The sequence below is a fragment of the Pseudomonas sp. 2848 genome (assembly GCF_003253945.1).
GTDB lineage: Bacteria > Pseudomonadota > Gammaproteobacteria > Pseudomonadales > Pseudomonadaceae > Aquipseudomonas.
The window spans coordinates 334,250-360,722 of the sequence record NZ_QKZD01000003.1 but is presented as its reverse complement, the minus strand read 5'-3'; the positions used below and the strand labels follow the sequence as shown (position 1 = coordinate 360,722).

General features: G+C 63.1%; 21 protein-coding genes. 2 read left to right on the top strand and 19 right to left on the bottom strand.

The genetic code is table 11. From position 1 onward, the window contains the following. Position 1 precedes the first annotated feature (1 nt). From DFS21_RS08775 to rpsB, 19 genes are all read right to left on the bottom strand, one after another. Positions 2-1,630, bottom strand: a complete 1,629-nt coding sequence (locus DFS21_RS08775) for a CTP synthase (RefSeq protein WP_046854404.1) — start codon at positions 1,628-1,630, stop codon at positions 2-4. Positions 1,631-1,900: 270 nt separating this feature from the next. Continuing rightward, complete coding sequence (gene tilS / locus DFS21_RS08770) at positions 1,901-3,196, bottom strand: tRNA lysidine(34) synthetase TilS (RefSeq protein WP_110701894.1); 1,296 nt, start codon at positions 3,194-3,196, stop codon at positions 1,901-1,903. 98 nt (positions 3,197-3,294) lie between these two features. Beyond that, on the bottom strand, positions 3,295-4,242 hold the full coding sequence (locus DFS21_RS08765; protein WP_023628729.1) for an acetyl-CoA carboxylase carboxyltransferase subunit alpha: 948 nt from the start codon (positions 4,240-4,242) through the stop codon (positions 3,295-3,297). Between the two features lie 105 nt (positions 4,243-4,347). After that, positions 4,348-7,872, bottom strand: coding sequence for a DNA polymerase III subunit alpha (dnaE, locus tag DFS21_RS08760; RefSeq protein WP_110701892.1), 3,525 nt, complete (start codon positions 7,870-7,872; stop codon positions 4,348-4,350). Positions 7,873-8,055: 183 nt separating this feature from the next. Next, positions 8,056-8,679, bottom strand: coding sequence for a ribonuclease HII (gene rnhB / locus DFS21_RS08755; protein ID WP_111532147.1), 624 nt, complete (start codon positions 8,677-8,679; stop codon positions 8,056-8,058). Position 8,680: 1 nt separating this feature from the next. Continuing rightward, on the bottom strand, positions 8,681-9,808 hold the full coding sequence (lpxB, locus tag DFS21_RS08750; protein WP_111532146.1) for a lipid-A-disaccharide synthase: 1,128 nt from the start codon (positions 9,806-9,808) through the stop codon (positions 8,681-8,683). Position 9,809: 1 nt separating this feature from the next. Beyond that, the gene (gene lpxA / locus DFS21_RS08745) at positions 9,810-10,586 is read right to left on the bottom strand and encodes an acyl-ACP--UDP-N-acetylglucosamine O-acyltransferase (protein ID WP_111532145.1); all 777 of its coding nucleotides are present in this window, start codon (positions 10,584-10,586) and stop codon (positions 9,810-9,812) included. After that, entirely contained in the window at positions 10,583-11,023 is a 441-nt protein-coding gene (fabZ, locus tag DFS21_RS08740) for a 3-hydroxyacyl-ACP dehydratase FabZ (RefSeq protein WP_003252314.1), read from the bottom strand. Before fabZ ends, lpxA begins: the two co-directional genes overlap by 4 nt. Before the next feature lie 112 nt (positions 11,024-11,135). Further along, positions 11,136-12,191, bottom strand: a complete 1,056-nt coding sequence (gene lpxD / locus DFS21_RS08735; protein ID WP_111532144.1) for a UDP-3-O-(3-hydroxymyristoyl)glucosamine N-acyltransferase — start codon at positions 12,189-12,191, stop codon at positions 11,136-11,138. A gap of 1 nt (position 12,192) precedes the next feature. Further along, positions 12,193-12,696, bottom strand: coding sequence for an OmpH family outer membrane protein (locus tag DFS21_RS08730; RefSeq protein ID WP_023629834.1), 504 nt, complete (start codon positions 12,694-12,696; stop codon positions 12,193-12,195). 44 nt (positions 12,697-12,740) lie between these two features. Then, the gene (gene bamA / locus DFS21_RS08725) at positions 12,741-15,101 is read right to left on the bottom strand and encodes an outer membrane protein assembly factor BamA (RefSeq protein ID WP_046854398.1); all 2,361 of its coding nucleotides are present in this window, start codon (positions 15,099-15,101) and stop codon (positions 12,741-12,743) included. A 75-nt stretch (positions 15,102-15,176) separates the two neighbouring features. Beyond that, positions 15,177-16,529, bottom strand: coding sequence for an RIP metalloprotease RseP (gene rseP, locus DFS21_RS08720; RefSeq protein ID WP_111532143.1), 1,353 nt, complete (start codon positions 16,527-16,529; stop codon positions 15,177-15,179). A gap of 42 nt (positions 16,530-16,571) precedes the next feature. Then, positions 16,572-17,762: a 1-deoxy-D-xylulose-5-phosphate reductoisomerase gene (gene ispC, locus DFS21_RS08715; protein ID WP_102684052.1), complete on the bottom strand. Its 1,191-nt coding sequence runs from the start codon at positions 17,760-17,762 to the stop codon at positions 16,572-16,574. Then, the gene (locus DFS21_RS08710; RefSeq protein ID WP_038706689.1) at positions 17,759-18,574 is read right to left on the bottom strand and encodes a phosphatidate cytidylyltransferase; all 816 of its coding nucleotides are present in this window, start codon (positions 18,572-18,574) and stop codon (positions 17,759-17,761) included. The genes ispC and DFS21_RS08710 overlap by 4 nt, the downstream gene beginning before the upstream one ends. Continuing rightward, positions 18,574-19,329, bottom strand: a complete 756-nt coding sequence (uppS, locus tag DFS21_RS08705) for a polyprenyl diphosphate synthase (protein WP_102684051.1) — start codon at positions 19,327-19,329, stop codon at positions 18,574-18,576. The genes DFS21_RS08710 and uppS overlap by 1 nt, the downstream gene beginning before the upstream one ends. A gap of 16 nt (positions 19,330-19,345) precedes the next feature. Continuing rightward, complete coding sequence (gene frr / locus DFS21_RS08700; RefSeq protein ID WP_046854394.1) at positions 19,346-19,903, bottom strand: ribosome recycling factor; 558 nt, start codon at positions 19,901-19,903, stop codon at positions 19,346-19,348. Further along, entirely contained in the window at positions 19,900-20,643 is a 744-nt protein-coding gene (pyrH, locus tag DFS21_RS08695; protein ID WP_023629889.1) for a UMP kinase, read from the bottom strand. Before pyrH ends, frr begins: the two co-directional genes overlap by 4 nt. Positions 20,644-20,821: 178 nt before the next feature. Next, positions 20,822-21,685, bottom strand: a complete 864-nt coding sequence (gene tsf, locus DFS21_RS08690; RefSeq protein ID WP_023629890.1) for a translation elongation factor Ts — start codon at positions 21,683-21,685, stop codon at positions 20,822-20,824. Between the two features lie 187 nt (positions 21,686-21,872). Further along, positions 21,873-22,610 (bottom strand): 30S ribosomal protein S2, encoded by a 738-nt coding sequence (gene rpsB / locus DFS21_RS08685; RefSeq protein ID WP_023629884.1) that lies wholly within the window; start codon positions 22,608-22,610, stop codon positions 21,873-21,875. A gap of 348 nt (positions 22,611-22,958) precedes the next feature. Between rpsB and map the strand changes: the two genes are divergently transcribed. Beyond that, positions 22,959-23,741: a type I methionyl aminopeptidase gene (gene map, locus DFS21_RS08680; RefSeq protein ID WP_094011637.1), complete on the top strand. Its 783-nt coding sequence runs from the start codon at positions 22,959-22,961 to the stop codon at positions 23,739-23,741. A 25-nt stretch (positions 23,742-23,766) separates the two neighbouring features. Next, positions 23,767-26,469 carry a [protein-PII] uridylyltransferase gene (locus DFS21_RS08675; RefSeq protein ID WP_110701877.1) on the top strand — a complete coding sequence of 901 codons (2,703 nt, stop codon included), beginning with the start codon at positions 23,767-23,769 and terminating at the stop codon, positions 26,467-26,469. Positions 26,470-26,473 lie beyond the last annotated feature (4 nt).

Here is a 26,473-nt window from a genome sequence, read left to right as displayed (position 1 = left end):
ATCAGGCCTTGTTCTTCTGTGCCAGGGCAGCCTTGACGAAACCGCTGAACAGCGGATGACCGTCACGTGGCGTCGAGGTGAACTCCGGGTGGAACTGGCAGGCGACGAACCATGGGTGGTCCTTGGACTCGACCACTTCAACCAGCGCGCCGTCTTCGGAGCGACCGGACACCTGCAGGCCAGCTTCGACCAGCTGCGGCAGCAGGTTGTTGTTGACTTCGTAGCGGTGGCGGTGACGCTCGGTGATGATGTCCTTGCCGTAGCAGTCGTGCACCTTGGAGCCGGCAGCCAGTTGGCAGTCCTGAGCGCCCAGGCGCATGGTGCCGCCCAGGTCGGACGCTTCGGTACGGGTCTCGACCGCGCCGGTGGCATCGGCCCACTCGGTGATCAGACCAACGACCGGGTGGCCGCTGTTGCGGTCGAACTCGGTGGAGTTGGCGTCTTTCCAGCCCATCACGTTACGGGCGAATTCGATCACGGCAACCTGCATGCCGAGGCAGATGCCCAGGTACGGGACCTTGTTCTCACGGGCGTACTGCACCGCGGTGATCTTGCCTTCAACGCCGCGCAGGCCGAAACCGCCCGGGACCAGGATGGCATCGGCGCCTTCGAGCAGGCTGGTGCCCTGGTTCTCGATATCTTCGGAGTCGATGTAGCGCAGGTTGACCTTGGTGCGGTTGGTGATGCCGGCGTGGCTCATCGCTTCGATCAGCGACTTGTACGCGTCCAGCAGCTCCATGTACTTGCCGACCATGGCGATGGTCACTTCCTGCTCAGGGTTGAGCTTGGCGTCGACGACCTTGTCCCACTCGGACAGGTCGGCGCTATTGCACTGCAGGCCGAAGCGCTCGACGACGAAGTCGTCCAGGCCCTGGGCATGCAGCACGCCTGGGATCTTGTAGATGGTGTCGACGTCTTCCAGCGAAATCACCGCACGCTCTTCGACGTTGGTGAACAGCGCGATCTTGCGGCGCGACGAGGCGTCGACCGGGTGGTCGGAGCGGCAGATCAGCACGTCAGGCTGCAGACCGATGGAGCGCAGTTCCTTGACCGAGTGCTGGGTCGGCTTGGTCTTGGTCTCGCCGGCGGTGGCGATGTACGGGACCAGGGTCAGGTGCATCAACATGGCGCGCTTGGAGCCCACTTCGACGCGCAACTGGCGGATGGCCTCGAGGAACGGCTGCGACTCGATGTCGCCCACGGTGCCGCCGATCTCGACCAGCGCGACGTCGGCATCGCCGGCGCCCTTGATGATGCGGCGCTTGATTTCGTCGGTGATGTGCGGGATGACCTGGATGGTCGCGCCCAGATAATCACCACGGCGCTCCTTGCGCAGCACGTGCTCGTAGATGCGGCCGGTGGTGAAGTTGTTGTTCTGGGTCATCGTGGTGCGGATGAACCGCTCGTAGTGGCCCAGGTCGAGGTCGGTCTCGGCGCCGTCGTGGGTGACGAACACTTCACCGTGCTGGAACGGGCTCATGGTGCCCGGGTCGACGTTGATGTACGGGTCCAGCTTGAGCATGGTGACTTTAAGCCCCCGCGCTTCCAGGATGGCCGCCAGGGAAGCCGAGGCAATGCCTTTCCCCAATGAAGAAACAACACCGCCCGTGACGAATATGTAGCGCGTCATGAAAAACCCTAGAAGTCTGCGTTAAGGCGGCCAGCGCCGCCGGAGAAAGCGAAGGAAGGCCGAAGCCCCCGATCACCTGCGTCAATCACAGTGCATCTCGAAAAACTGCCGCGTCTGTACAGACCAGGGGTGTCCCCGGCATGGAGCTCGCTCGTCATTTTAAGAAATCAGCCCAGCAAAAAACTGCTTGGTAATCGGCAACTGCTGTGTTTTCGCGGAACCCACAGAAGTTGTATCAAGAAGGGAGGGTAGTCTACCGGAATGTACCCTTCAGCTCAAACCTTGCACGTTCGTCGGCGGTTGCCAGTGCAGTTGACATTCGGCCTGAGCGAGTCCGGGCAGATTGGCCACCGCCAGCAATTGCTCGCCCCGGTACAGCAGTGGCAGGCGCGAGCGCACGAAGTGCGGGACCTGCAGCTCGTTGAAAAGACGCTTGAGGTCACGCCGGCCACGGCCACTGACCTCCAGCATTTCGCCGCCTTGACGGTAGGCGATGCGCAGGCCTGTGTTGTCCATGCAGCCTTCCAGCCACACCTGGCCGTTGCCCGGCAGCGCCAGGGGCGTGGACGGGTTCGGCCACGCCCATTCACCCGTCGGAGCCTGGAGCCATTGCCCGTCCAGCCACCAGATGCGCCCGTGGCTGCGCTGCAACTGACCGTCGGTCAGGCGCCAGATCGGGCAGGCATCGCCTGCCGCGCCACGCAGGTCATCCCAACCGGCCCAGTGGCGGCTGTCCGGCAGGCGGGTGCGGCGACCGAGCCAGCATTGCAGGGCATTGCGCTGGCGCGCCGGTGACAGCGCCTGGAGTACGGCGAGGTCGAGGGAGGCAAGACCGAGCCAGGGCAGCGGCGCATTGTCGCACGCCGGAGCCAGGTCAGTGGCGGCCAGCTCGTCAAGCAGGCCGAGGGCCTCGCCCAGGTGCTCGGCGCTGCGCGCCAGGTTGCCCTCAGCCTGGGGCCAGCGACCGCGCAGCAGCGGGAAGACCTCCGCGCGCAGGAAATTGCGGGCGAAGGTGGTGTCGGTATTGGAGGGATCGTCAACCCACACCAGCCCCCTGCTCTGGGCATAAGCGTGCAAGCGCTCACGCGAAACCTTCAGCAGCGGGCGCACGAGCCTGCCCTGCCCCAACGAGCGCGCCTCGGGCATGGCCGACAGACCACGCAAGCCGGCGCCGCGCAGCAGACGGAACAGCAAGGTTTCGGCCTGATCGTCACGGTGTTGGCCGGTGAACAGCACTTCGCCTACGCCCAGCCGTTTTTCGAAGGCGTCGTAGCGGGCGTTGCGGGCCGACTGTTCGAGGCTGGCGCCAGGGGTGACCTGGACAGGGACCACATCGAGTTCGACACCCAGGGCGGCACACACCGCTCGGCAGTGATCGGGCCAGGCATCGGCGGCGGCTTGCAGGCCGTGATGGACATGGATGGCGCGCAGGGGCGGCGTTGAATGGTTGCGGGTGTAATCGGCGAGCTGGTGCAGGAGGACGGTGGAGTCCAGGCCGCCGGAGAAGGCGACGTACCAGGCGGGGGCGTTGAGCCAGGGAGAGAGTTGCGCAGTGAGGTCGAGCATACTAGTCCCTCTTCAAATCGCATCGCGGGGCAAGCCCGCTCCCACGCTACAGAACGTGGGAGCGGGCTTGCCCCGCGATCGAGGGCGTCAGACTACGATCAGAGACCGTAGCTCATCAGGCGATCGTAACGGCGCTTGAGCAGCGCGTCGTTGTCGAGCTTGCCGAGCATGTCCAGCTGTTCGATCAGGTCGGCGCGGATGCTCGCGGACATCTTGGCCGGATCACGGTGGGCGCCGCCCAGCGGCTCCTGGATGACCTTGTCGACGATGTTCAGGCTCTTCAGGCGCTCGGCGGTGATGCCCATGGCCTCGGCGGCGTCGGCGGCCTTGTCAGCGGTCTTCCATAGGATCGAGGCGCAGCCTTCCGGCGAGATCACCGAGTAGGTGGAATACTGCAGCATGTTCAGCTGGTCGCACACACCGATGGCCAACGCGCCGCCGGAACCACCCTCACCGATCACGGTGGCGATGATCGGCGTCTTCAGGCGCGCCATCACGCGCAGGTTCCAGGCGATGGCCTCGCTCTGGTTGCGCTCTTCGGCGTCGATGCCCGGATAGGCACCCGGGGTGTCGATGAAGGTCAGGATCGGCATCTTGAAACGCTCGGCCATTTCCATCAGGCGGCAGGCCTTGCGATAGCCTTCGGGACGCGGCATGCCGAAGTTGCGGCGCACCTTCTCGCGCACTTCACGGCCCTTCTGGTGGCCGATGACCATGACCGGCTTGTCGTCCAGGCGCGCGGTGCCACCGACGATGGCGGCGTCGTCGGAGAAGTGACGGTCGCCGTGCAGCTCTTCGAACTCGGTGAAGAGGTGGTCGATGTAGTCGAGGGTGTAGGGGCGGCGCGGGTGACGGGCCAGACGGGCGATCTGCCAGCTGGTCAGGTTGCCGAAGATGCTCTCGGTCAGGGTGCTGCTCTTGTCCTGCAGACGGGCAATTTCATCGCTGATGTTCAGCGAGTTGTCGTTACCCACCAGGCGCAGCTCTTCGATCTTGGCTTGCAGGTCGGCAATCGGCTGTTCGAAATCGAGGAAATTCGGGTTCATAGGCTTCCGTCTTGGGTCTACGGCCAGGCGGCCGGCCGGTTGATCCGTTTGGCGCCCTACCTTAAGGGATCAGGCGCATATAGGTCGAGATTAAAATTCGTCGTTTCAACGGTATTGCAGGAAGACGTTCTCACGTCCGAACTGGTCACGCAGTGCCTGAATCAGGCCGTCGGCCGGGTCGATGGACCACTGGTCGCCGAATTGCAGCATGGCCTTGGCGTCGCTGCCGGTGTACTCCAGGGTGATCGGGCAGCCACCACGGTGGCGGGTGATCAGCTCGCCCAGCCAGTTCAGGCGGTCCCCCTTGAGCGCGTCGTGGGCGACCTTCAGGCGCAGGCTTTCGGCCAGCTTGGTACGGGCATCCTCCATGGTCATCACCGTCTTGACCCGCAGGCGCAGGCCACCGGAGAAGTCGTCGTTGCTGACCTCCCCTTCCACCACCACCATGGCGTCGGTCTGCAGAAGAGCCTGGGCGCCCATGAAGGCATCGGCGAACAACGAGGCCTCGATGCGCCCGGAACGGTCGTCGAGGGTGACGAAGCCCATCTTGTCGCCCTTCTTGTTCTTCATCACGCGCAGGGCAATGATCATCCCGGCGATGGTCTGGGTATCCCGCGCGGGCTTCAGGTCGACAATGCGCTGGCGGGCGAAACGGCGGATCTCGGTCTCGTACTCATCGATCGGATGCCCGGTGAGGTACAGGCCGAGGGTGTCCTTTTCGCCCTTCAGGCGCTCTTTGAGCGTCAACTCCCGCACCTTGCGGTGGTTGGCGTAAACGTCGACATCCGCCTCGTCGAACATGCCGCCGAACAGGTCGACATGGCCACTGTCGGCGGTATGGGCCGCCTGTTCGGCAGCCTTGACGGCCTCACCCAGCGCCGAGAGCAGGGTCGCGCGGTTGATGTCGATGTTGGCCTGGTAGGCCTTGATCTCGTCATGGAAGTGCGGGCCGAGACGATCCAGTGCGCCACTGCGAATCAACGCATCGAGGGTACGCTTGTTGACGCGCTTGAGGTCGATGCGCTCACAGAAGTCGAACAGGTCCTTGAACGGACCACCCTGTGCGCGCGCCTCGACGATCGCCTCCACCGGCCCCTCGCCCACCCCCTTGATCGCCCCCAGGCCATAGACGATGCGGCCATCGTTGTTGACGGTGAACTTGAAGTCGGAGAAGTTCACGTCCGGCGCGTCGAGGCGCAGCTTCATGCTGCGTACTTCCTCGACCAGCACCACGACCTTGTCGGTGTTGTGCATATCCGCCGACAGGACCGCGGCCATGAACGGCGCCGGGTAGTGGGTCTTCAACCACGCTGTCTGGTAAGAGACCAGGCCATAGGCCGCAGAGTGAGATTTGTTGAACCCGTAACCGGCGAATTTCTCTACCAGATCGAAGATGTTACCGGCCAGATCCGCATCAATGTTGTTGGCCACGCAGCCTTCGATGAAACCGCCACGCTGCTTGGCCATTTCCTCGGGCTTTTTCTTACCCATGGCCCGGCGCAGCATGTCGGCGCCACCCAGGGTATAGCCCGCCATCACCTGGGCGATCTGCATCACCTGTTCCTGGTACAGGATGATGCCGTAGGTCGGCGCAAGAACGGGCTTGAGGCCTTCGTACTGGTAGTCCGCATGCGGGTAGGCCAACTCGGCGCGACCGTGCTTGCGGTTGATGAAGTCGTCCACCATGCCCGATTGCAGCGGGCCGGGACGGAACAGCGCCACCAGTGCGATCAGGTCTTCCAGGCAGTCGGGTTTGAGCTTCTTGATCAGCTCTTTCATGCCGCGCGATTCGAGCTGGAACACTGCAGTGGTTTCAGCCTTCTGCAACAGCTCGTAGGTCTTGCGGTCGTCCAGCGGGATGAAGTCGATGTTGACGTCGGGCAGGTTCTTCTTGGCCTGCTCACGGTTGATGATCTCCATCGCCCACTTGATGATCGTCAGGGTGCGCAGGCCGAGGAAGTCGAACTTCACCAGGCCCGCGGCCTCGACGTCGTCCTTGTCGAACTGGGTCACCAGGCCGCCGCCTTCTTCATCACAGGCGATCGGCGAAAAGTCGGTAAGCTTGGTCGGGGCGATCACCACGCCGCCGGCGTGCTTGCCGGTACCGCGGGTGACACCTTCGAGCTTGAGGGCCATGTCCCAGATTTCGCGGGCATCCTCGTCGCCCTTGAGGAAGTCGCGCAGGATCTCTTCCTGCTCGTAGGCCTTCTCCAGGGTCATGCCCACTTCGAACGGGATCATCTTCGACAGGCGGTCGGCCAGGCCGTAGGACTTGCCCTGCACCCGCGCCACGTCACGCACCACCGCCTTGGCGGCCATGGTGCCGAAGGTGATGATCTGGCTCACCGCGTTGCGCCCGTATGCCTCGGCCACGTAGTCGATCACCCGGTCGCGGCCATCCATGCAGAAGTCGACGTCGAAGTCGGGCATGGAAATACGTTCAGGGTTGAGGAAGCGCTCGAACAGCAGGTCGTAGGCCAACGGGTCGAGGTCGGTGATCTTCAGCACGTAGGCCACCAGCGAGCCGGCACCCGACCCCCGGCCCGGGCCGACCGGCACGTCGTTGTTCTTCGCCCACTTGATGAAGTCCATAACGATCAGGAAGTAACCGGGGAAGCCCATCTGGATGATGATGTCCAGCTCGAACTTAAGGCGGTCCAGGTAAACCTGGCGCTTCTCTTCATAATTGGGCGTGGTCTCCTTCGGCCAAAGCACCGCCAGGCGCTCTTCGAGGCCTTCGTGGGAGACATGCCGCAGGTAGTCGTCGATACCCATGCCGTTGGGCGTCGGGAAGTCGGGGAGGAAGTACTTGCCCAGCTGCACGGTGATGTTGCAGCGCTTGGCGATCTCCACGGTGTTGGCAATGGCATCCGGCAAGTCGCTGAACAGCTCGGTCATCTCTTCGGCGGACTTTAGGTACTGCTGGTCGCTGTAGCCACGCGGGCGGCGCGGGTCGTCCAGGGTCCAACCCTCGCCGATGCACACGCGGGTCTCGTGGGCGTCGAAGTCCGACTGCTTGACGAAGCGCACGTCGTTGGTCGCCACCAGCGGCGCGCCGAGCTTGTCGGCCAAGGCCACGGCAGCGTGCACGTATTCCTCGTCACCAGCGCGGTTGGTACGCTGCACCTCGACGTAGAAGCGCTCGGGGAACATGCTCATCCAGTCGGCGAGCAGTACCTGGGCTTCGTCCTGACGATTGGCCATCAGCGCCATGCCGATGTCGCCTTCCTTGCCCGCGGACAGGGCAATCAGCCCCTCGCTGGCCGGGGCGATCCAGTCGCGCTGGATGATCACCAGCCCATTGCGCTGGCCATCGGTCCAACCACGCGAGATCAGCTCGGTGAGATTGCGGTAACCCTTGGGGTTCATGGCCAGGAAACAGATGCGCGACAGTGGCGCCTCCGGGTCAACGCCAGCCAGCCACAGGTCGGCGCCGCAGATCGGCTTGATGCCGGCGCCCATGGCGGTCTTGTAGAACTTCACCAGCGAGCACATGTTGCTCTGGTCGGTGATCGCCACCGCCGGCATGTTCATCCCGGCCAGGGCCTTGGCCAGCGGCTTGATCCGCACCAGGCCGTCGACCAGGGAGAATTCGGAGTGCACGCGAAGGTGAACGAAGGAGACCGACATGGAGGATCCTGTAGCAGTGCTGAACGACAAGGGCGGGATTGTAGCGTATTGCTCTGCGCTTGCCTCGCCTGCAGGTCAGCGGTTGATTGCAGAATGCATCACGGGGCAAGCCCGCTCCCACGCCAAGCCTGCAATGGAATCGGCTGCGTGGGAGCGGGCTTGCCCCGCGATGCATGGCGATAATCAGATCAGAAAGGTGGAAACGCCCTCACGAGCTTCCCAGGCAGCTCGAACAGGTGCGAACGAACGCCGATGAATGGGCGTCGGCCCTAGACGGGCCAGGGCCTCAAGGTGCACTGGAGTCGGATACCCCTTGTGCCCGCCGATCCCATAACCCGGGTAGATCAGCTCGAACGCGCTCATCTCGCGGTCACGGGTGACCTTGGCCAGAATCGAGGCGGCGGCGATGGCCGGCACCTGCGAATCACCCTTGACCACCGGAGCCGCCGGTACCGAAAGCTTCGGACAGCGGTTGCCATCGATCAGCGCCAGTTTCGGCGTGACGTGCAGCCCTTCGACCGCACGCTGCATGGCCAGCATGGTCGCATGGAGGATGTTCAGTCGGTCGATTTCCTCGACCTCGGCGCGAGCGATGCAGAAACTCAGCGCCTTTTCGCAGATCTCGTCGAACAGCGCATCGCGCTTGGCTTCGGTGAGTTTTTTCGAGTCGTTCAGGCCGAGGATAGGCCGGCGCGGGTCGAGAATTACCGCTGCGGTGACCACTGCGCCGCACAGCGGACCACGGCCCACTTCGTCGACGCCGGCCACCAGTTCCTCGACCAGGTTGAAATCCAGTCCCATCTGCATGTCAGCGGTCCTTCAACAGGGCAAGCACCGCGTCGGCCGCCTGGTTGGAGGCATCGCGGCGCAGGGTGCGGTGGATCTGGTCGAAGCTGTCGGTCTGCTGCGTGCCGTCCTTGACCAGCGGCGCCAGGGTTTGCGCCAAGGCCTCGCTGGTGGCGGCGTGCTGCAGCAACTCGGGCACCAGCAGGCGCTGGGCGAGCAGGTTGGGCAGCGACACGTACGGGCTCTTGACCATGCGTTTGAGGATCCAGTGCGTCAGCGGTGCCAGGCGATAGGCCACCACCATCGGCCGCTTGTACAGCATCGCTTCCAGGGTGGCGGTACCCGAGGCGATCAGCACCGCGTCGCACGCCGCCAGGGCCTTGTGCGACTGGCCGTCGAGCAAGGTCAGCGGCAGCTCGCGCCCTTCGAGCATCTGCTCGACCTGGGCGCGGCGCGCGGCATTGGCGCACGGCAGCACGAAACGTGCGCCAGGCACCAGCTCGCGCAAGCGCTGGGCTGCGTCAAGGAACAAGGCGCCCAGGCGCCCCACTTCGCCGCCGCGGCTGCCAGGCATCAGGGCGATCACCGGGCCATCGCCCAGGCCCAGCTCGGCACGCGCAGCGCCACGGTCAGCCTCGAGGGGAATGGTATCCGCCAACGGGTGGCCGACGAAACGCACCGGCACACCCTGCTCTTCATAGAAGCGCGCCTCGAACGGCAGCAGGGTGAGCATCAGGTCGCACCCCTCGCGGATCTTCAGTACGCGCTTCTGTCGCCAGGCCCAGACCGACGGGCTGACGTAGTGCACCGTCTTGATCCCGGCCTGGCGCAGCTTGAGCTCAATATTCAGGGTGAAGTCAGGTGCGTCGATACCGATGAACACGTCGGGCTTTTCACCGATCAGTGTCTCGATCAGCAGCTTGCGCCGCTTGAGCAGCTCGCGCAGACGCCCGAGCACCTCGACCAGGCCCATGACGGCCAGGCGCTCCATCGGGAAGTAGGAGGTCATGCCTTCGGCTTCCATCAAGGGACCGCCGACGCCGATGAACCGCACATCGGGATGGCGCGCCTTGATGGCACGCATCAAGCCGGAACCGAGGATGTCGCCGCTGGCCTCGCCCGCGACCAGCGCCACGCAAAGTTGGGCCATGTCAGCGCGTGATGCCGCGGGCGGAGTTGGCGATCGATTGACGGAACAGGTCGACTTCCGGGAACTGGCTCACCAGCTCGTCCAGCTCCTTGAGCGCCTCTTCGACGGTCAGGCCCTGGCGATAGACAACCTTGTAGGCGCGGCGCAGTGCATGCAGCACCTCGTCGCTGAAACCACGACGGCGCAGGCCTTCGAAGTTCATGCTGCGCGCCTCGGCCGGGCTGCCGAACACCGTCACGTAGGCCGGCACGTCCTTGCCGATCGCGGTACCCATGCCGGAAAAGGCATGCGCGCCGATATGGCAGTACTGGTGCACCAATGTGTAGCCCGACAGGATCGCCCAGTCGCCCACGTGCACGTGCCCGGCCAACGCGGTGTTGTTGACCAGGATGCAGTGGTTGCCGATGACGCTGTCATGGCCGATGTGGGCATAGGCCATGATCAGGTTGTGATCGCCCAGCGTCGTTTCCGAACGGTCCTGCACGGTGCCGCGATGGATGGTGACACCCTCGCGGATCACGTTGTGGTCACCGATCACCAGGCGCGTCGGCTCACCCTTGTACTTCAAGTCTGGGGTGTCTTCACCGATCGAGGAGAACTGGTAGATGCGATTGTGCTTGCCGATACGGGTCGGCCCTTTAAGCACGACGTGCGGGCCAATGACGGTGCCCTCCCCGATTTCGACATCGGGGCCTACGATCGACCAGGGGCCAACCTCGACGCCCTCGGCCAGCCTGGCCGAGGGGTCGATGATCGCCCGTGGATCAATCGAACTCATAGGGAGCGTTCCGCGCAGGTAATCTCGGCCGAGCAGACCGGCTTGCCGTCCACCAAGGCACGGCATTCGAACTTCCAGATCATGCTCTTGCGGCTGAGGAACTTGGCTTCCAGGACCAGCTGGTCACCCGGCAGTACCGGTTGGCGGAAACGCAGCTTGTCGGAGCCGACAAAGTAGTAAAGCGTGCCGTCAGCCGGTTTGGCGTCGAGCATCTTGAATCCGAGAATTCCGGCCGCCTGGGCCATCGCCTCGATGATCAGCACGCCCGGCATGATCGGATGCGCCGGGAAGTGGCCATTGAAGAACGGCTCGTTGATGCTGACATTCTTGTAGGCACGAATGCTTTGGGCCTCGAAGTCCAGGTCCGTCACCCGGTCCACCAGCAGGAACGGGTAACGGTGAGGCAGGTATTCGCGAATCTCGTTGATGTCCATCATTTCGGGGGGAAGCCTGTATAAGAATAGGGAGCGCAGGTGCTGACCACACGCTCCTTTTGCAGATCCAAAGAGGAGCCAGCTAGCGACTGTAACGCTCGCTCAGTAAATGGTATCAGCCTTCTGATGTCGGCTGGCCACCTGAGGTCACGGTGTCGACACGCTTTTCCAGCTGCTGGAGACGCTTGGACATCTCGTCCAGCTGGCGAATGCGAGCGGCGCTCTTGCGCCATTCGGCCAAAGGTTGCATGGCCGTACCGGAAGAGTAGCCACCCGGTTCGGTAATCGAACGGGTCACCATGGTCATGCCGGAGACGAAAACATTGTCGCAGACGTCGATGTGACCGACCATCCCGACCCCACCGGCAATCATGCAGTGCTTGCCGATACGGGTACTGCCCGAGATGCCGACGCAGGCCGCCATCGCCGTGTGGTCACCGACCTGCACGTTATGGGCGATCTGGATCTGGTTGTCGAGCTTGACGCCATCACCGATGCGCGTATCCGACAGGGCGCCGCGGTCCACCGCAGTGTTCACGCCGATCTCGACATCGTCGCCCAGGGTGACGCCGCCGATCTGCGCAATCTTGCGCCAGATGCCTTTCTCGTTGGCAAAGCCGAAGCCCTCGCCACCGATCACCGCGCCGGACTGGATGACCACGCGCTTGCCGATGGTCACGTCGTGATACAGCGTGACACGGGGTGCCAACCAGCCACCCTCGCCGATGATGCAACGGGCACCGATGAAACAGTGCGCGCCGACCGTCACGTTGGCGTCGATTCGCGCGCCGCTTTCGACCACCGCGAACGGACCGATGCTGGCGCTGGCATCCACCTGGGCATCCTCGGCAACCACGGCGCTGGGATGGATTCCCGCCACAGCCTTGGGCTTCGGATCGAACAGGTGCGAGATGCGCGCGTACGCCAAATACGGGTCGGCCACGATCAAGGCATTGCCGGCGAAACCTTCGGCGTCCTCGGCCTTGAGCAATACCGCGCTGGCTGTGGAATCCTCCAGAAACTTGCGGTACTGCTTGTTGGCCAGGAAACTCAGCTGCCCGGAAACGGCCTCCTGCAAGGTGGCCAACCCGGTGATTTCCAGCGCTTCGGGACCTTTGAGCTCGGCCCCGAGGGCTTCGGCCAGCTGGCCGAGTGTCATGGTTACGGTCATATCAACGGGCTTGGTTCATGCGCTCGATGACCTGGCGAGTGATGTCGTACTGCGGCTTGACATCGATGACCGCGCCACGCTCGAGCACCAGGTCGAAGCCGCCCTTCTTGATCACTTCCTCGACGGCGCCATCAAGCTTGGGCTTGAGCTGCTTGAGCATGTCGCGATCCGCCACGGCCTTGGCTTCGTTGAGCTCCTTGGACTGGAACTGGAAGTCGCGGGCCTTTTGCTTGAACTCGAGCTCGAGGCGCTCGCGCTCTGGCTGAGGCATCTTGTCGCCGCCCTTGATCAGGCGATCCTGGATGCCCTTGGCGCTGCTTTCCAGGCCCTTGAGCTTGGTCAGTTGCGGGCCGAACTTCTTCTCGGCGTCAACGGCGTATTTCTTGGCCGCGTCGGATTCCAGCAGGGCCATCTGATAGTTCAGCACGGCAACCTTCATTTCGGCGAAAGCCGGGGTGGCGACCAGCGCCGCGGCCACAAGGGCCAGTTGAGTCAACTTACGCACGATGCACTCCTGGATAATCCGTTGTCGTTATGCAAGGGCCGACCTCAGAAGGTCTGGCCCAGAGAGAATTGGAACACTTGCGTGTCGGCGTCGTCCGGCTTCTTGATCGGCATCGCCAGGCTGAAGCTCAGCGGGCCCAGCGCGGTGATCCAGGTTACGCCCAGACCGACGGAGCTGGCCATGTCCGAGAAACCGACCTTGGTGCAGTCCGGCTTGGAACCGCAGTTGGTGTCGAACACGTTACCCACGTCCCAGAACACGGAGGTGCGCAGCGAACGCTGGTCCTTGACGAACGGCAGCGGGAACAGCAGCTCCACACCACCCTGGACGAGGACGTTGCCACCGAACGGCAGCGGATCCTGGTCCGGGTCGGCGATGGTGCCCTGGTTGCCGGTCACGGCGGCGCCACGGCTCGGTGTGCTGCGTGGGCCCAGGGTACTGTCCTTGAAGCCGCGCACGGAGTTGAAACCGCCCGCGTAGTAGTTCTCGTAGAACGGCAGACCGTTGGTCGAGCCATAGCCATCACCATAGCCCAGCTCGGTGTGCAGGCGCAGGGTGTAGTCGTTGTTGATCGGCTTGAACAGCTGGCCACGGTAGTCGAGCTTGTAGAACGACAGGTCGCTGCCCGGCACGGTGGTCTCGAGGGTCAGGCTCTGGGAGTGACCCCGGGTGGCCAGCACGCCCTTGTTCAAGGTCGACTCGGACCAGCCGATCGACGCCTTGAAGTTGAGGAAGTTGTCGCCTTCATCCTGGATGAACTTGAAGATCTCATCGACGGTGTAGCGGCCGGTCTTCAGCTTGTCCTGCTGCACGGTCAGGCCGTAGGTCAGGCGCGAGGTCTCGCTGATCGGGTAGCCGAGGCTGACGCCCGCACCCAGGCTGTCCACCGCATAGCTGGCCACGTCGACGTCGAGGTCGTCGTAGTCGGTGCTGCGGTAGAAGGCGTTGTAACCCAGGCTCACACCGTCGGGGGTGAAGTAGGGATCAACGTAGCCGAAGTTGTAGCGGGTCTGGTATTCGGAACGGGTCAGGCCGATGGAGACCTTGTTACCGGTACCCAGGAAGTTGTTCTGGCTGATCGAGCCACCCAGGATCAGGCCCGCGCTCTGGGCGAAACCGACGCTGGCGGTGATCGAGCCGGAGGCTTGCTCTTCGACGCTGTAGTTGACGTCGACCTGGTCGTCGGTGCCCGGCACCGGCGGCGTCTCGACGTTGACTTCCTTGAAGAAGCCCAGGCGCTCGAGGCGGGTCTTGGATTGGTCGATGAGGTAGGTCGAAGCCCAGCCACCTTCCATCTGGCGCATTTCGCGGCGAAGCACTTCGTCTTCGGTCTTGGTGTTGCCGCGGTAGTTGATGCGGTTGACGTAGGCACGCTTGCCCGGATCGACGACAAACATGATGTCGACGGTGTGATCCTGGTCGTTCGGTTGCGGCACGCCGTTGACGTTGGCGAAGGTATAGCCTTCGTTACCCAGGCGACGGGTGATCAGGTCGGAGGTGGTAGTCATCACCTTGCGCGAGAACACCTGGCCCGGCTGCACCAGCAGCAGCGACTTGACCTGGTCTTCCGGTACTTTCAGGTCACCGGACAACTTCACGTCGCGGACGGTGTACTTCTCGCCCTCGTTGATGTTGACGGTGATGTAGACGTGCTTCTTGTCCGGGGTGATCGACACCTGGGTGGAGGCAATGTCCATGTTGATGTAGCCGCGGTCCAGGTAGTAGGAACGCAGGCGCTCCAGGTCACCGGACAGTTTTTCGCGGGCGTACTTGTCGTCGTTCTTGAAGAACGACAGCCAGTTGGTGGTCTTGAGCTCGAACAGCTGGCCTAGGGTCTCGTCGTCGAAGACCGTGTTGCCCACCACGTTGATGTGCTGGATCGCGGCCACGGTGCCTTCGTTGATCTTGATCTTCAGGCCCACGCGGTTGCGCGGCTGCGGCACGACTTCGGCGTCGACTTCGGCCGAATAGCGGCCCTGGGCCACGTACTGGCGCTGCAGCTCGTTACGCACGCCTTCGAGCGTCGCGCGCTGGAAGATCTCGCCTTCGGCCAGGCCCGACTGCTTCAGGCCCTTCATCAGGTCTTCGGTGCTGATCGCCTTGTTGCCTTCGATCTCGATGCTCGACACCGAAGGGCGCTCGACCACGTTGATGATCAGGACATTGCCGTCGCGGTTCAGCTGGATGTCCTGGAAGAAGCCGGTCTTGAACAGCGAGCGGGTGGACTCGACCAGGCGGCGGTCGTCGACCTGGTCACCGACGTTCAGCGGCAACGCGCCGAACACGCTGCCGGCGGAAACCCGCTGCAGGCCGTTGACACGAATATCGGAGATGGTGAAGGACTCGGCGTGAACTTCAGCGATCATCAGTGCGGAGAGCACCGCAGTTAGCAGCAGACGTTTCATGAAGTCCTTTTATTCCAACTGGCAATAAACAACCCGCCGCGAGAAAGCGGCAGGTTTCGCGATTGAGCGAAGCTTTTATAGTCGACCCAGATCGTTGATCAGGGCGAGCAACATCACCCCGACGACCAAACTGATACCGATCTGGACCCCCCAACCTTGCACCCGATCCGAGAGCGGACGACCGCGCGCCCACTCGATCAGGTAGAACAGCAAATGCCCCCCATCCAGTACCGGGATGGGCAGCAGGTTCAGAACCCCCAGGCTTATGCTCAGGTAGGCCAGGAAATTCAGGAAATCCCCAACGCCCGACTGGGCTGAAGCGCCCGCCACTTTAGCAATGGTTATCGGTCCGCTCAAGTTTTTTACCGAGAGCTCTCCGAACAGCATTTTCTTCAGCGATTCGAGGGTCAGGACACTCATGTTCCAAGTGCGGGACAAGCCCTCGCCCACCGCCTCCAGCGGCCCGTAACTGACCTCGCGAAGCATCTTCGCCGGCCATTCGCTCGCCTTGACCCCGGCGCCCAGATATCCACCAGACGCCTGGCCTTCGCCCTTGCGTGCCAGGGTGACCGGCACCTCAAGGGCTGCGCCGTCGCGCTCGATGCGCAGGTTCACAGTGCGCTCGGGGCGGGCGCGGACCGCGTCGACCACCTGCTGCCAGTCGCCCAGCGCCATACCGTCGATCGCCAGCAGCTTGTCACCGGTCTTGAGCCCGGCGGCGGCGGCCGGCCCTTTCGGATCGATCTCCGCCAGCACCGGAACCATCGCAGGTCGCCACGGACGCAGACCCAGGGACTGGATCGGATCAGGCTCATCGGCGCCCTTGAGCCAATTGTTCAGGGTAATGTCGAGCTGGCGCTCGGCCGTTGCCCCTTCATCGAGCACACCTACTCGCAGCGTGCCGCTCTCCCCGAGGCGACGCACCAGTTGCAGATTGACCGCCGACCAGCCGTTGGTCGGCTTGCCATCAATGGAAACAATTTCCTGACCGACGCCGAGGCCGGCGCTGGCCGCCAGGCTGCCGGCCTCGACTGCGCCGATGACCGGGCGCACCTGCTGCGAGCCCAGCATGGCGAGCACCCAGAAAAACAGGATGGCGAGGAGGAAGTTGGCGACCGGACCGGCCGCCACGATAGCGATGCGCTGGCGTACCGATTTACGGTTGAACGATTGCTCGACCAGCGCTGGCGGCACCTCGCCCTCGCGCTCGTCGAGCATCTTGACGTAGCCGCCCAGGGGAATCGCGGCGACGACGAACTCGGTGCCCTGGCGATCGTGCCAGCGCAGCAACGGCGTGCCGAAGCCCACCGAGAAGCGCAGGACCTTGACCCCGCAGCGCCGCGCCACCCAGAAGTGGCCGAACTCGTGGAAGGTGACCAGCACGCCGAGCGCAATCAGCGTGCCGACAATCATGTAGAGCGCAGTCATGTCCTATCTCCGGATGACATTCGGCGGAGCCGGCCGCAGGCTTCAGCGGCCGTGGCGTCGCAACCATTCCCGGGACAGCTCCCGGGCACGCTGGTCGGCGGCGAATACCGCGTCAAGCGTGGGCAATGCCACCACAGGCTCCTGGTCGAGCACCTGTTCGATCATACCCGCGATCTCCGGGAAGCGGATACGCCGCTGGAGAAACGCTTCGACAGCCACTTCGTTGGCGGCATTGAGCACCGCCGGCGCACTGTTGCCCGCCTCGGCAGCCTGACGCGCCAGGCGCAGGCATGGGAAGCGCTGTTCGTCGGGGGCCTGGAAATCCAGACGGGCGATGGCGAACAGGTCCAGCGGCGCCACGCCTGAATCGATGCGCTCCGGCCAGGCCAGGGCATTGGAGATCGGCGTGCGCATGTCCGGGTTGCCCAACTGGGCGAGCACCGAGCCATCGACATAGTCCACCAACGAGTGGATGACACTCTGCGGGTGCACGACCACTTCGACCTGCGAAGGCTTGGCATCGAACAGCCAGCAGGCCTCGATCAGCTCCAGGCCTTTGTTCAGCATGCTCGCCGAGTCGACCGAGATCTTGCGCCCCATGGACCAGTTCGGGTGGGCGCAGGCCTGTTCCGGCGTGACATCCAGCAAGGCTTCGGCCGGGGTTTCGCGGAACGGGCCGCCGGAGGCGGTCAGCAGGATGCGGCGCACACCGACAGCGCCAAGGCCGCGGGCATAGTCGCCGGGCATGCACTGGAATATCGCGTTGTGCTCGCTGTCGATCGGCAGCAGCACCGCGCCGCTACGCTGCACCGCCTGCATGAACAGGGCCCCGGACATCACCAGGGCTTCCTTGTTGGCCAACAGTACCTTCTTGCCCGCCTCGACCGCGGCCAGGGTTGGACGCAGACCGGCAGCACCGACGATGGCGGCCATCACGGTATCGACCTCCGATGCGGAGGCGACCTGGCACAGCCCGGCCTCACCTTCCAGCACCTCGGTGGCACATCCGCTCCTGGCCAGCCCCGCGCGCAGCCGCCCGGCCGCCTCGGCGCTCGGCACCACGGCGTACGCCGGGCGATGGCGCTCGCACAGGGCCAGCAGTTCGTCGATGCGCGAATAGCCGCTCAAGGCGAACACCTGGTAACGGTCAGGATGGCGAGCGATGACGTCCAACGTGCTCAAGCCAATGGAGCCGGTGGCCCCCAGCACGGTAATGCGTTGCACGCGACTCACATCACACCCCACTCAGCCGCCCACAACAATACGGCAAACATCGGAATCGCCGCGGTCAGGCTGTCGATGCGATCAAGCACGCCGCCATGGCCCGGCAGCAGGTTGCTGCTGTCCTTGATACCTTCACGGCGCTTGAACATGCTTTCGGTCAGGTCGCCGACCACCGAAGACATCACCACCACCACGGCGCCCAGCAAGCCCAGCAGCACCTGGCCGACACTCCAGTCACGGGCAATGCCCACGCCCAGAGTGATCAGCAGGCTGACCGCGAGGCCGCCATACACGCCCTCCCAGCTCTTGCCCGGGCTGACCTGTGGCGCCAGCTTGCGCTTGCCGAAGGCACGGCCGGAGAAATAGGCACCGATGTCGGCCGCCCAGACCAGCACCATGACCGCCAGGATCAGCCAGTTGCCCAGCGGCCAGTGCTTGAGCAGCACCAGCCCCTGCCAGGCGGGCAGCAACACCAGCAGGCCGATCAGCAGGCGGCAGGCGGCACTGCTCCACAGCTCGCCGCTGCGCGGATAGGTCAGCACCAGCCACGTGGCCAGCGCCCACCAGATCACCGAAGCGCCCAGCACCCAGGGCGCGAGATCCGGCATCAGGTAGAGCAGCATCAGCCCGCCCGCCACCACGGCGGCATAGGCGATGCGCAACGGTTGCGCCACCAGGCCGGCCAGACGCGCCCACTCCCAGGCACCGAGCGTCACCACGAAACCGATGAAGAGGGCGAAATCCCCACCATTGAGCAGGAAGAAACCTCCCACCGCGATCGGCAGCAGGATCAGCGCGGTAATGATGCGTTGTTTAAGCATTAAGCACGGGCTCCGGCTTCGACCTGCTCGCTGGTCTTACCGAAGCGGCGCTGGCGCGAAGCGAAATCGGCCAGCGCATTGCGCATGGCCTCGTGTTTGAAGTCCGGCCAATAGAGGTCGGAGAAGTACAGCTCGGCGTAGGCCAGCTGCCACAAGAGGAAATTGCTGATGCGGTGCTCGCCACCGGTGCGGATGCACAGGTCAGGCAATGGCAGGTCGCCCGTCACCAGGCAGGTCTGCAGCAAATCCGGGGTGATGTCCTCCGGCCGCAGATGGCCGGCCTGCACTTCACGCGCCAGGCGCTGGGCAGCCTGGGCGATATCCCACTGGCCACCGTAGTTGGCGGCGATCTGCAGGATGAAGCGGTTGCTGCCGGCAGTCGCGGCCTCGGCCTCGCGCATCGCAGCCTGGAGTTCAGGGTGGAAGCGTGAGCGGTCGCCGATGATGCGCAGGCTGATGTTATTGTCGTTCAGGCGCTTGGCCTCGCGGCGCAGCGCCTTGAAGAACAGGTCCATGAGGGCACTGACTTCGTCCGCCGGTCGCTGCCAGTTCTCACTGGAGAACGCAAAAAGCGTGAGCACCTCGACCTTGGCCTCGGCGCACACTTCGATCACGGCGCGCACCGCATCGACACCCGCTTTATGCCCGGCAACGCCGGGCATGAAGCGCTTCTTCGCCCAGCGATTATTCCCATCCATGATGATCGCCACGTGACGCGGCACCACGGAGGGCACAGTCTGCTTGGTCTTTTCCATGAAGGCGTCCTGACCCTTAGATGGCCATCAGGTCCTTTTCTTTTGCTTCGGTGGCCTTGGCGATCTGCGCCTCGAAATCCTTGATCAGCTTGTCGATGTCGGCACTGGCACGACGCTCTTCGTCTTCACTGATTTCCTTGTCCTTGGACAGCTTCTTCAGGTCACCCATGGCGTCACGACGAATGTTGCGCACGGCAACGCGGGCATCTTCGGCTGCGGCACGTGCCTGCTTGGTGAAGCCCTTGCGGGTTTCTTCGGTCAGCGGGGGCATGTTGACCAGCAGCAACTCGCCCAGGTTGGTCGGGTTGAGGTTCAAGCCGGCACTGCCGATGGCCTTGTCGATGGCGCCCAGCATGTTGCGCTCGAAAGGCACCACTTGCAGGGTCTGGTTGTCTTTCACGGTCACGTTGGCCACGCTGGTCAGCGGGGTGTCGGTGCCATAGTAAGGCACCATCACGCTACCCAGGACGCTCGGGTGCGCCTTGCCAGTGCGGATCTGGCCAAATGCGTGGATCAGCGACTCCAGCGACTTTTGCATGCGCGCCTGGGCGTCTTTCTTGATTTCGTTGATCATTTTTGAACTTCCTCGATCAGAGTTCCTTCCGCGCCGCCATGCACGATGTTCAGCAGGGCGCCGGGTTTGTTCATGTTGAAGACGCGCAACGGCATCTTGTGATCGCGGCACAGGCAGATTGCCGTCAGGTCCATTACACCCAGCTTGCGATCCAGCACTTCATCGTAGGACAGATGATCGAACTTCTCGGCATGCGGGTCCTTGAATGGATCTGCAGTGTATACACCATCGACCTTGGTTGCCTTCAATACCACGTCGGCATCGATTTCGATGGCGCGCAGGCAAGCGGCGGAGTCGGTGGTGAAGAACGGGTTGCCGGTACCGGCAGCGAAGATCACGACTTCTTTCGAGTTCAGGTGGCGCATGGCCTTGCGGCGATCATAGTGATCGGTGACGCCGACCATGGAGATGGCCGACATGACGATCGCGGTGATGTTCGCACGCTCCAGCGCGTCGCGCATGGCCAGTGCGTTCATCACGGTGGCCAGCATGCCCATGTGGTCGCCAGTGACCCGATCCATGCCGGCTGCGCTGAGCGCCGCACCACGGAACAGGTTGCCACCACCGATCACCAGGCCGACCTGAACGCCGATGCCGACCAGTTGGCCGACTTCCAGCGCCATGCGATCCAGGACCTTGGGATCGATCCCGAACTCTTCCGAGCCCATCAGGGCCTCGCCGCTAAGTTTGAGTAGAATGCGTTTATAGCGAGCCTGATGACCACTGCCCTGCTGAGCCATTGCGAATCTCTCCTGCGGCGTTTGTAAAAATCTGGCGGGCTGTTTTCAGCCTGCGCGTAACTCTAGCGTGACGCAGCTACTGCGTCAGCGAGCAGCGATCTGGTAAACCACTCCCGCTTTGACAAAGAGGCTGCGCGCGTGAGCGGGCAGCCTCTTTGGGGCGACAGACGAGTCCGTCTTACTGCTTGGCGGCAGCTACCTGGGCGGCAACTTCGGCAGCGAAGTCGTCAACCGGCTTCTCGATGCCTTCGCCAACCTTGAAGTAGGTGAAGGAAACGATTTCGGCACCGGCTTTCTTGGCCAGCGCGCCAACTTTGACTTCCGGATCCATCACGAAGGCTTGCTCTTTCAGCGAAGCTTCGGCTTTAAACTTGGAAATACGACCGTTGATCATGTTTTCAACGATGTTTTCCGGCTTGCCGGCGATCTTGTCGGCGTTCAACTGCAGGAAGACGTTCTTCTCGCGCTCGATAGCCTCGGCGGAGATTTCCGACGCGTCCAGGAACTCTGGGTTAGAAGCAGCAACGTGCATGGCAATGTTCTTGGCCAGATCGACGTCACCGCCTTTCAGGACAACAACTGCACCGATCTTGTTACCGTGCAGGTAAGCACCGACAACGTCACCCTCAACGCGCACCAGGCGACGGATGTTGACGTTCTCGCCGCACTTGGCGACCAGGGCTTCACGAGCAGCTTCACGCGAAGCGATCAGCGGAGCGGCGTCGGTCAGCTTCTCGGCGAAGGCCTGCTCGATGCTTTCGGCAACGAAGTTCTTGAAGTCGTCTTGCAGGGCCAGGAAGTCGGTCTGCGAGTTCACTTCCAGCAGGACGGCGGATTTACCGTCGGTCTTGACGGCGATGGCGCCTTCGGCGGCCACGTTGCCAGCCTTCTTGGCGGCCTTGATGGCGCCCGAGGCACGCATGTCGTCAATGGCCTTCTCGATGTCGCCGCCGGCCTTTTCCAGGGCCTTCTTGCAATCCATCATGCCTTCGCCGGTACGCTCGCGCAGTTCTTTGACCAGCGCTGCAGTAATTGCTGCCATTTCAAAATCCTCTTGGAAAGTTTTTCAACCATTCCACCCGTTCGTCACGGGCGTTAAATTCTGCAAATCCGCTGTTTTATACCTCAGCCTGCCCATGATGCGGGGCCTTCGCTGACAGCAGGATTTCAAGGTGGCAAAAAGGGGGCAAAGCCCCCTTTTCGCGTGCCAAGTAGACGCTAAGCGTCAATTACTCAGCAGCAGGTGCAGCCGCTTCTTCAACATAGACTTCAGTGCCGCCGGCAACGTTGTTGCGGCCGCGGATGACGGCGTCGGCCATCGAAGTCATGTACAGCTCGATAGCGCGGATGGCGTCATCGTTACCTGGGATGATGTAGTCAACACCTTCAGGGCTGCTGTTGGTATCGACAACGCCGATAACCGGGATGCCCAGCTTGTTGGCTTCGGTGATGGCAATGCGCTCGTGGTCGACGTCGATCACGAACAGGGCATCAGGCAGGCCGCCCATGTCCTTGATACCACCCAGGCTGCGGTCCAGCTTCTCCAGATCGCGCGAACGCATCAGAGCTTCTTTCTTGGTCAGCTTGGTGAAAGTACCATCTTCGGCCTGGGTTTCCAGGTCACGCAGACGCTTGATCGAAGCGCGGATGGTCTTGTAGTTGGTCAGCATGCCGCCCAACCAACGGTGATCAACGTATGGCGAACCGCAACGAGCAGCTTGCTCGGCGACGATCTTGCCGGCGGAACGCTTGGTGCCGACGAACATGATCTTGTTCTTGCCCTGGGCCAGGCGCTCTACGAAGGACAGAGCCTCGTTGAACATCGGCAGGGTTTTTTCCAGGTTGATAATGTGGATCTTGTTGCGCGCGCCGAAAATGTACTTGCCCATTTTCGGGTTCCAGTAACGGGTCTGGTGGCCGAAGTGCACACCGGCCTTCAGCATATCGCGCATGTTGACTTGGGACATGATAGTTCCTTGATAAGTCGGGTTGGGCCTCCACGTATCCCAATGACCAACCCGTGTTTCCAGGGAAACCGGGCACCCAGGCCATCGTGTCGACACGTGTGTGGGTTTGAGCTGACGGAGGACATCCCCCCGAAAGCGGCGCATTTTATACCACAGCCAGCGGGCGAACGGAACCCGGATGATGCTTCGTCCGTCAGCGGCTTTTGCAGCCCCCGCCTTTTGGGGCCAGAATGCCGTCAATAGACCACCGGATCTGCTGGACTATCCCGACAGATCGACGCCGCGCTCTGGTAGAATCCGGCCTTTCCCGTTTGTTCGCGCCGCCCGCGGCGCCGTAGAGAGCCTGTAATGACCGTCACCATCAAGACCGCAGAAGACATCGAGAAGATGCGCATCGCCGGCCGCCTGGCCGCCGAAGTGCTGGAAATGATCGAGCCACACGTCAAGCCCGGTATCACCACCGAGGAGCTCGACCGCCTCTGCCACGACTACATCGTCAACGAACAGAAGGCCATCCCGGCGCCACTGAACTACAAAGGCTTCCCCAAGTCGATCTGCACCTCGATCAACCACGTGGTCTGCCATGGCATCCCCAATGACAAGGCACTCAAGGATGGCGACACTATCAACATCGATGTGACCGTGATCAAGGACGGCTACCACGGCGACACCAGCCGGATGTTCCATGTCGGCACCGTCGCGCCGTGGGCCGAACGCCTGTCCAAGGTCACCCAGGAGTGCCTGTACAAGGCCATCGAACTGGTCAAGCCCGGCTGCCGCCTGGGCGACATCGGCGAGGTGATCCAGAAGCACGCCGAAAAGAACGGCTTCTCGGTGGTACGCGAGTTCTGCGGCCACGGTATCGGCAAGGTGTTCCACGAAGAGCCGCAGATCGTCCACTACGGCCGCGCCGGCACCGGCATGGAGCTCAAGGAAGGCATGACCTTCACCATCGAGCCGATGATCAACCAGGGCAAGGCCGACACCAAGGTGCTGGGCGACGGCTGGACCGCCATCACCAAGGACCGCAAGCTCTCGGCCCAGTGGGAACACACCCTTGTGGTGACCGCCACCGGCTACGAAATCTTCACCCTGCGCAAGGACGACACCATCCCGCGCACCTCGGCCTGATACTGAACGACAGGAACGCGACTCGATGCCCCAGGTGGATCCCGAACTGTTCGACCGCGGCCAGTTCCAGGCGGAACTGGCCCTCAAGGCAAGCCCCATCGCCGCTTTCAAGAAGGCCATCCGCATGGCCAGCGAGGTGCTCGACAAGCGTTTTCGCGAAGGCCGCGAGATCCGTCGGCTGATCGAGGACCGCGCCTGGTTCGTCGACAACATCCTGCAACAAGCCTGGCACCAGTTCAGCTGGGGCACGCCAGACGGCATCGCCCTGGTGGCGGTTGGCGGCTACGGCCGTGGCGAGCTGCATCCGTATTCGGACATCGACCTGCTGATCCTGCTCGACGCCGCCGAGCACGAGCAGTACCGCGATGCCATCGAGCGCTTCCTCACCCTGCTCTGGGACATCGGCCTGGAGGTCGGCCAGAGCGTGCGTACCGTCGACGAGTGCGCCGAGCAGGCCCGGGCCGACCTCACGGTCATCACCAACCTGATGGAAAGCCGTACCATCGCTGGCCCCGAGGCGCTGCGCCAGCGCATGCTCGACGCCACCAGCACCGCGCACATGTGGCCCAGCAAAGAGTTCTTCCTGGCCAAACGTGCCGAACTCAAGGCTCGCCATCACAAGTACAACGACACCGAGTACAACCTTGAGCCCAACGTCAAGGGCGGCCCGGGCGGCCTGCGCGACATCCAGACCGTGCTCTGGGTAGCCAGGCGCCAGTACGGCACGCTGAACCTGCACGCACTGGCGGGTGAAGACTTCCTGCTGGAGAGCGAAAACGAACTGCTGGCCTCGTCCCAGGCCTTCCTCTGGCGTGTGCGTTACGCCCTGCACATGCTGGCCGGGCGCGCCGAAGACCGCCTGCTGTTCGACCACCAGCGCAGCATCGCCGCGCTGCTGGGCTACACCGACGAAAACCCAAAGCGCGCCATCGAACAGTTCATGCAGCAGTACTACCGGGTGGTGATGAGCATCAGCCAGCTGTGCGACCTGATCATCCAGCATTTTGAAGAGGTGATCCTGGCCGATGACGACAGCGGCGCCACGCAGCCGGTCAATGCCCGGTTCCGCCTGCACGATGGCTATATAGAAGCGGTCAACCCGAACGTCTTCAGGCGCACCCCGTTCGCCATGCTGGAAATCTTCGTACTGATGGCCCAGCACCCCGAAATCAAGGGCGTGCGCGCCGACACCGTGCGCTTGCTGCGCGAACATCGCCACCTGATCGACGACAAGTTCCGCCACGATATCCGCAACACCAGCCTGTTCATCGAGCTGTTCAAGTGCGAGATCGGCATCCACCGCAACCTGCGGCGAATGAACCGCTACGGCATCCTCGGCCGCTACCTGCCAGAGTTCGGCCTGATCGTCGGGCAGATGCAGCACGACCTGTTCCACATCTACACGGTCGACGCCCACACCCTCAACCTGATCAAGCACCTGCGCAAACTGCAATACACGCCCGTCTCGGAGAAATTCCCGCTGGCCAGCAAGCTCATGGGCCGCCTGCCAAAGCCCGAGCTGATTTACCTGGCAGGGCTTTACCATGACATCGGCAAGGGTCGCCAGGGTGACCACTCCGAACTGGGCGCCGTCGACGCGCAAGCGTTCTGCCAGCGCCACCAGTTGCCGGCCTGGGACAGCCGCCTGATCGTCTGGCTGGTGCTGAACCACCTGGTAATGTCCACCACCGCCCAGCGCAAGGACCTCTCCGACCCACAGGTGATCAACGATTTCGCGCTGCATGTCGGTGACGAGACACGCCTGGATTACCTCTACGTGCTGACCGTGGCCGACATCAATGCCACCAACCCCAGCCTGTGGAACTCCTGGCGGGCGAGCCTGCTGCGCCAGCTCTATACCGAAACCAAGCGCGCCCTGCGCCGCGGCCTGGAAAACCCGCTGGACCGCGAAGAGCAGATCCGCCAGACGCAAAGCGCGGCGCTGGACATCCTGGTGCGCGAGGGCACCGACCCGGATGACGTCGAGCAGCTCTGGTCGCAACTGGGCGACGACTACTTTCTCAAGCACACTGCCGCCGATGTGGCCTGGCACAGCGATGCGATCCTCCAGCAACCGGCCGATGGCGGCCCGCTGGTGCTGATCAAGGAGACCACCCAGCGCGAATTCGAGGGCGGCACGCAGATCTTCATCTACGCCCCCGACCAGCACGATTTCTTCGCCGTGACCGTGGCCGCCATGGCCCAGCTCAACCTGAACATCCACGATGCCCGGATCATCACCTCGAGCAGCCAGTTCACCCTCGACACCTATATCGTGCTCGACAACGACGGCGGCTCGATCGGTGACAATCCACAGCGGGTCAGGCAGATCCGCGACGGCCTGACCGAGGCGCTGCGCAATCCCGAGGACTACCCGGCGATCATCCAGCGCCGGGTGCCACGCCAGCTCAAGCACTTCGATTTCCCGCCGCAGGTGACCATCCTCAACGACGCCCAGCGCCCGGTGACCATCCTCGAGATCACCGCGCCCGACCGCCCCGGCCTGCTGGCCAGGATCGGGCGGATCTTCCTCGAGTTCGACATCTCACTGCAAAACGCCAAGATCGCCACTCTCGGCGAGCGCGTGGAAGACGTGTTCTTCATCACCGACGCCGACAACCAGCCGCTGTCCGACCCGCAGCTGTGCAGCCGCCTGCAGGAAGCCATCGTCCAGCAGTTGCAGGCCGGCCAGGCCAGCGACGCCAGCCCTACCCGCATGACCTTTTGACGCT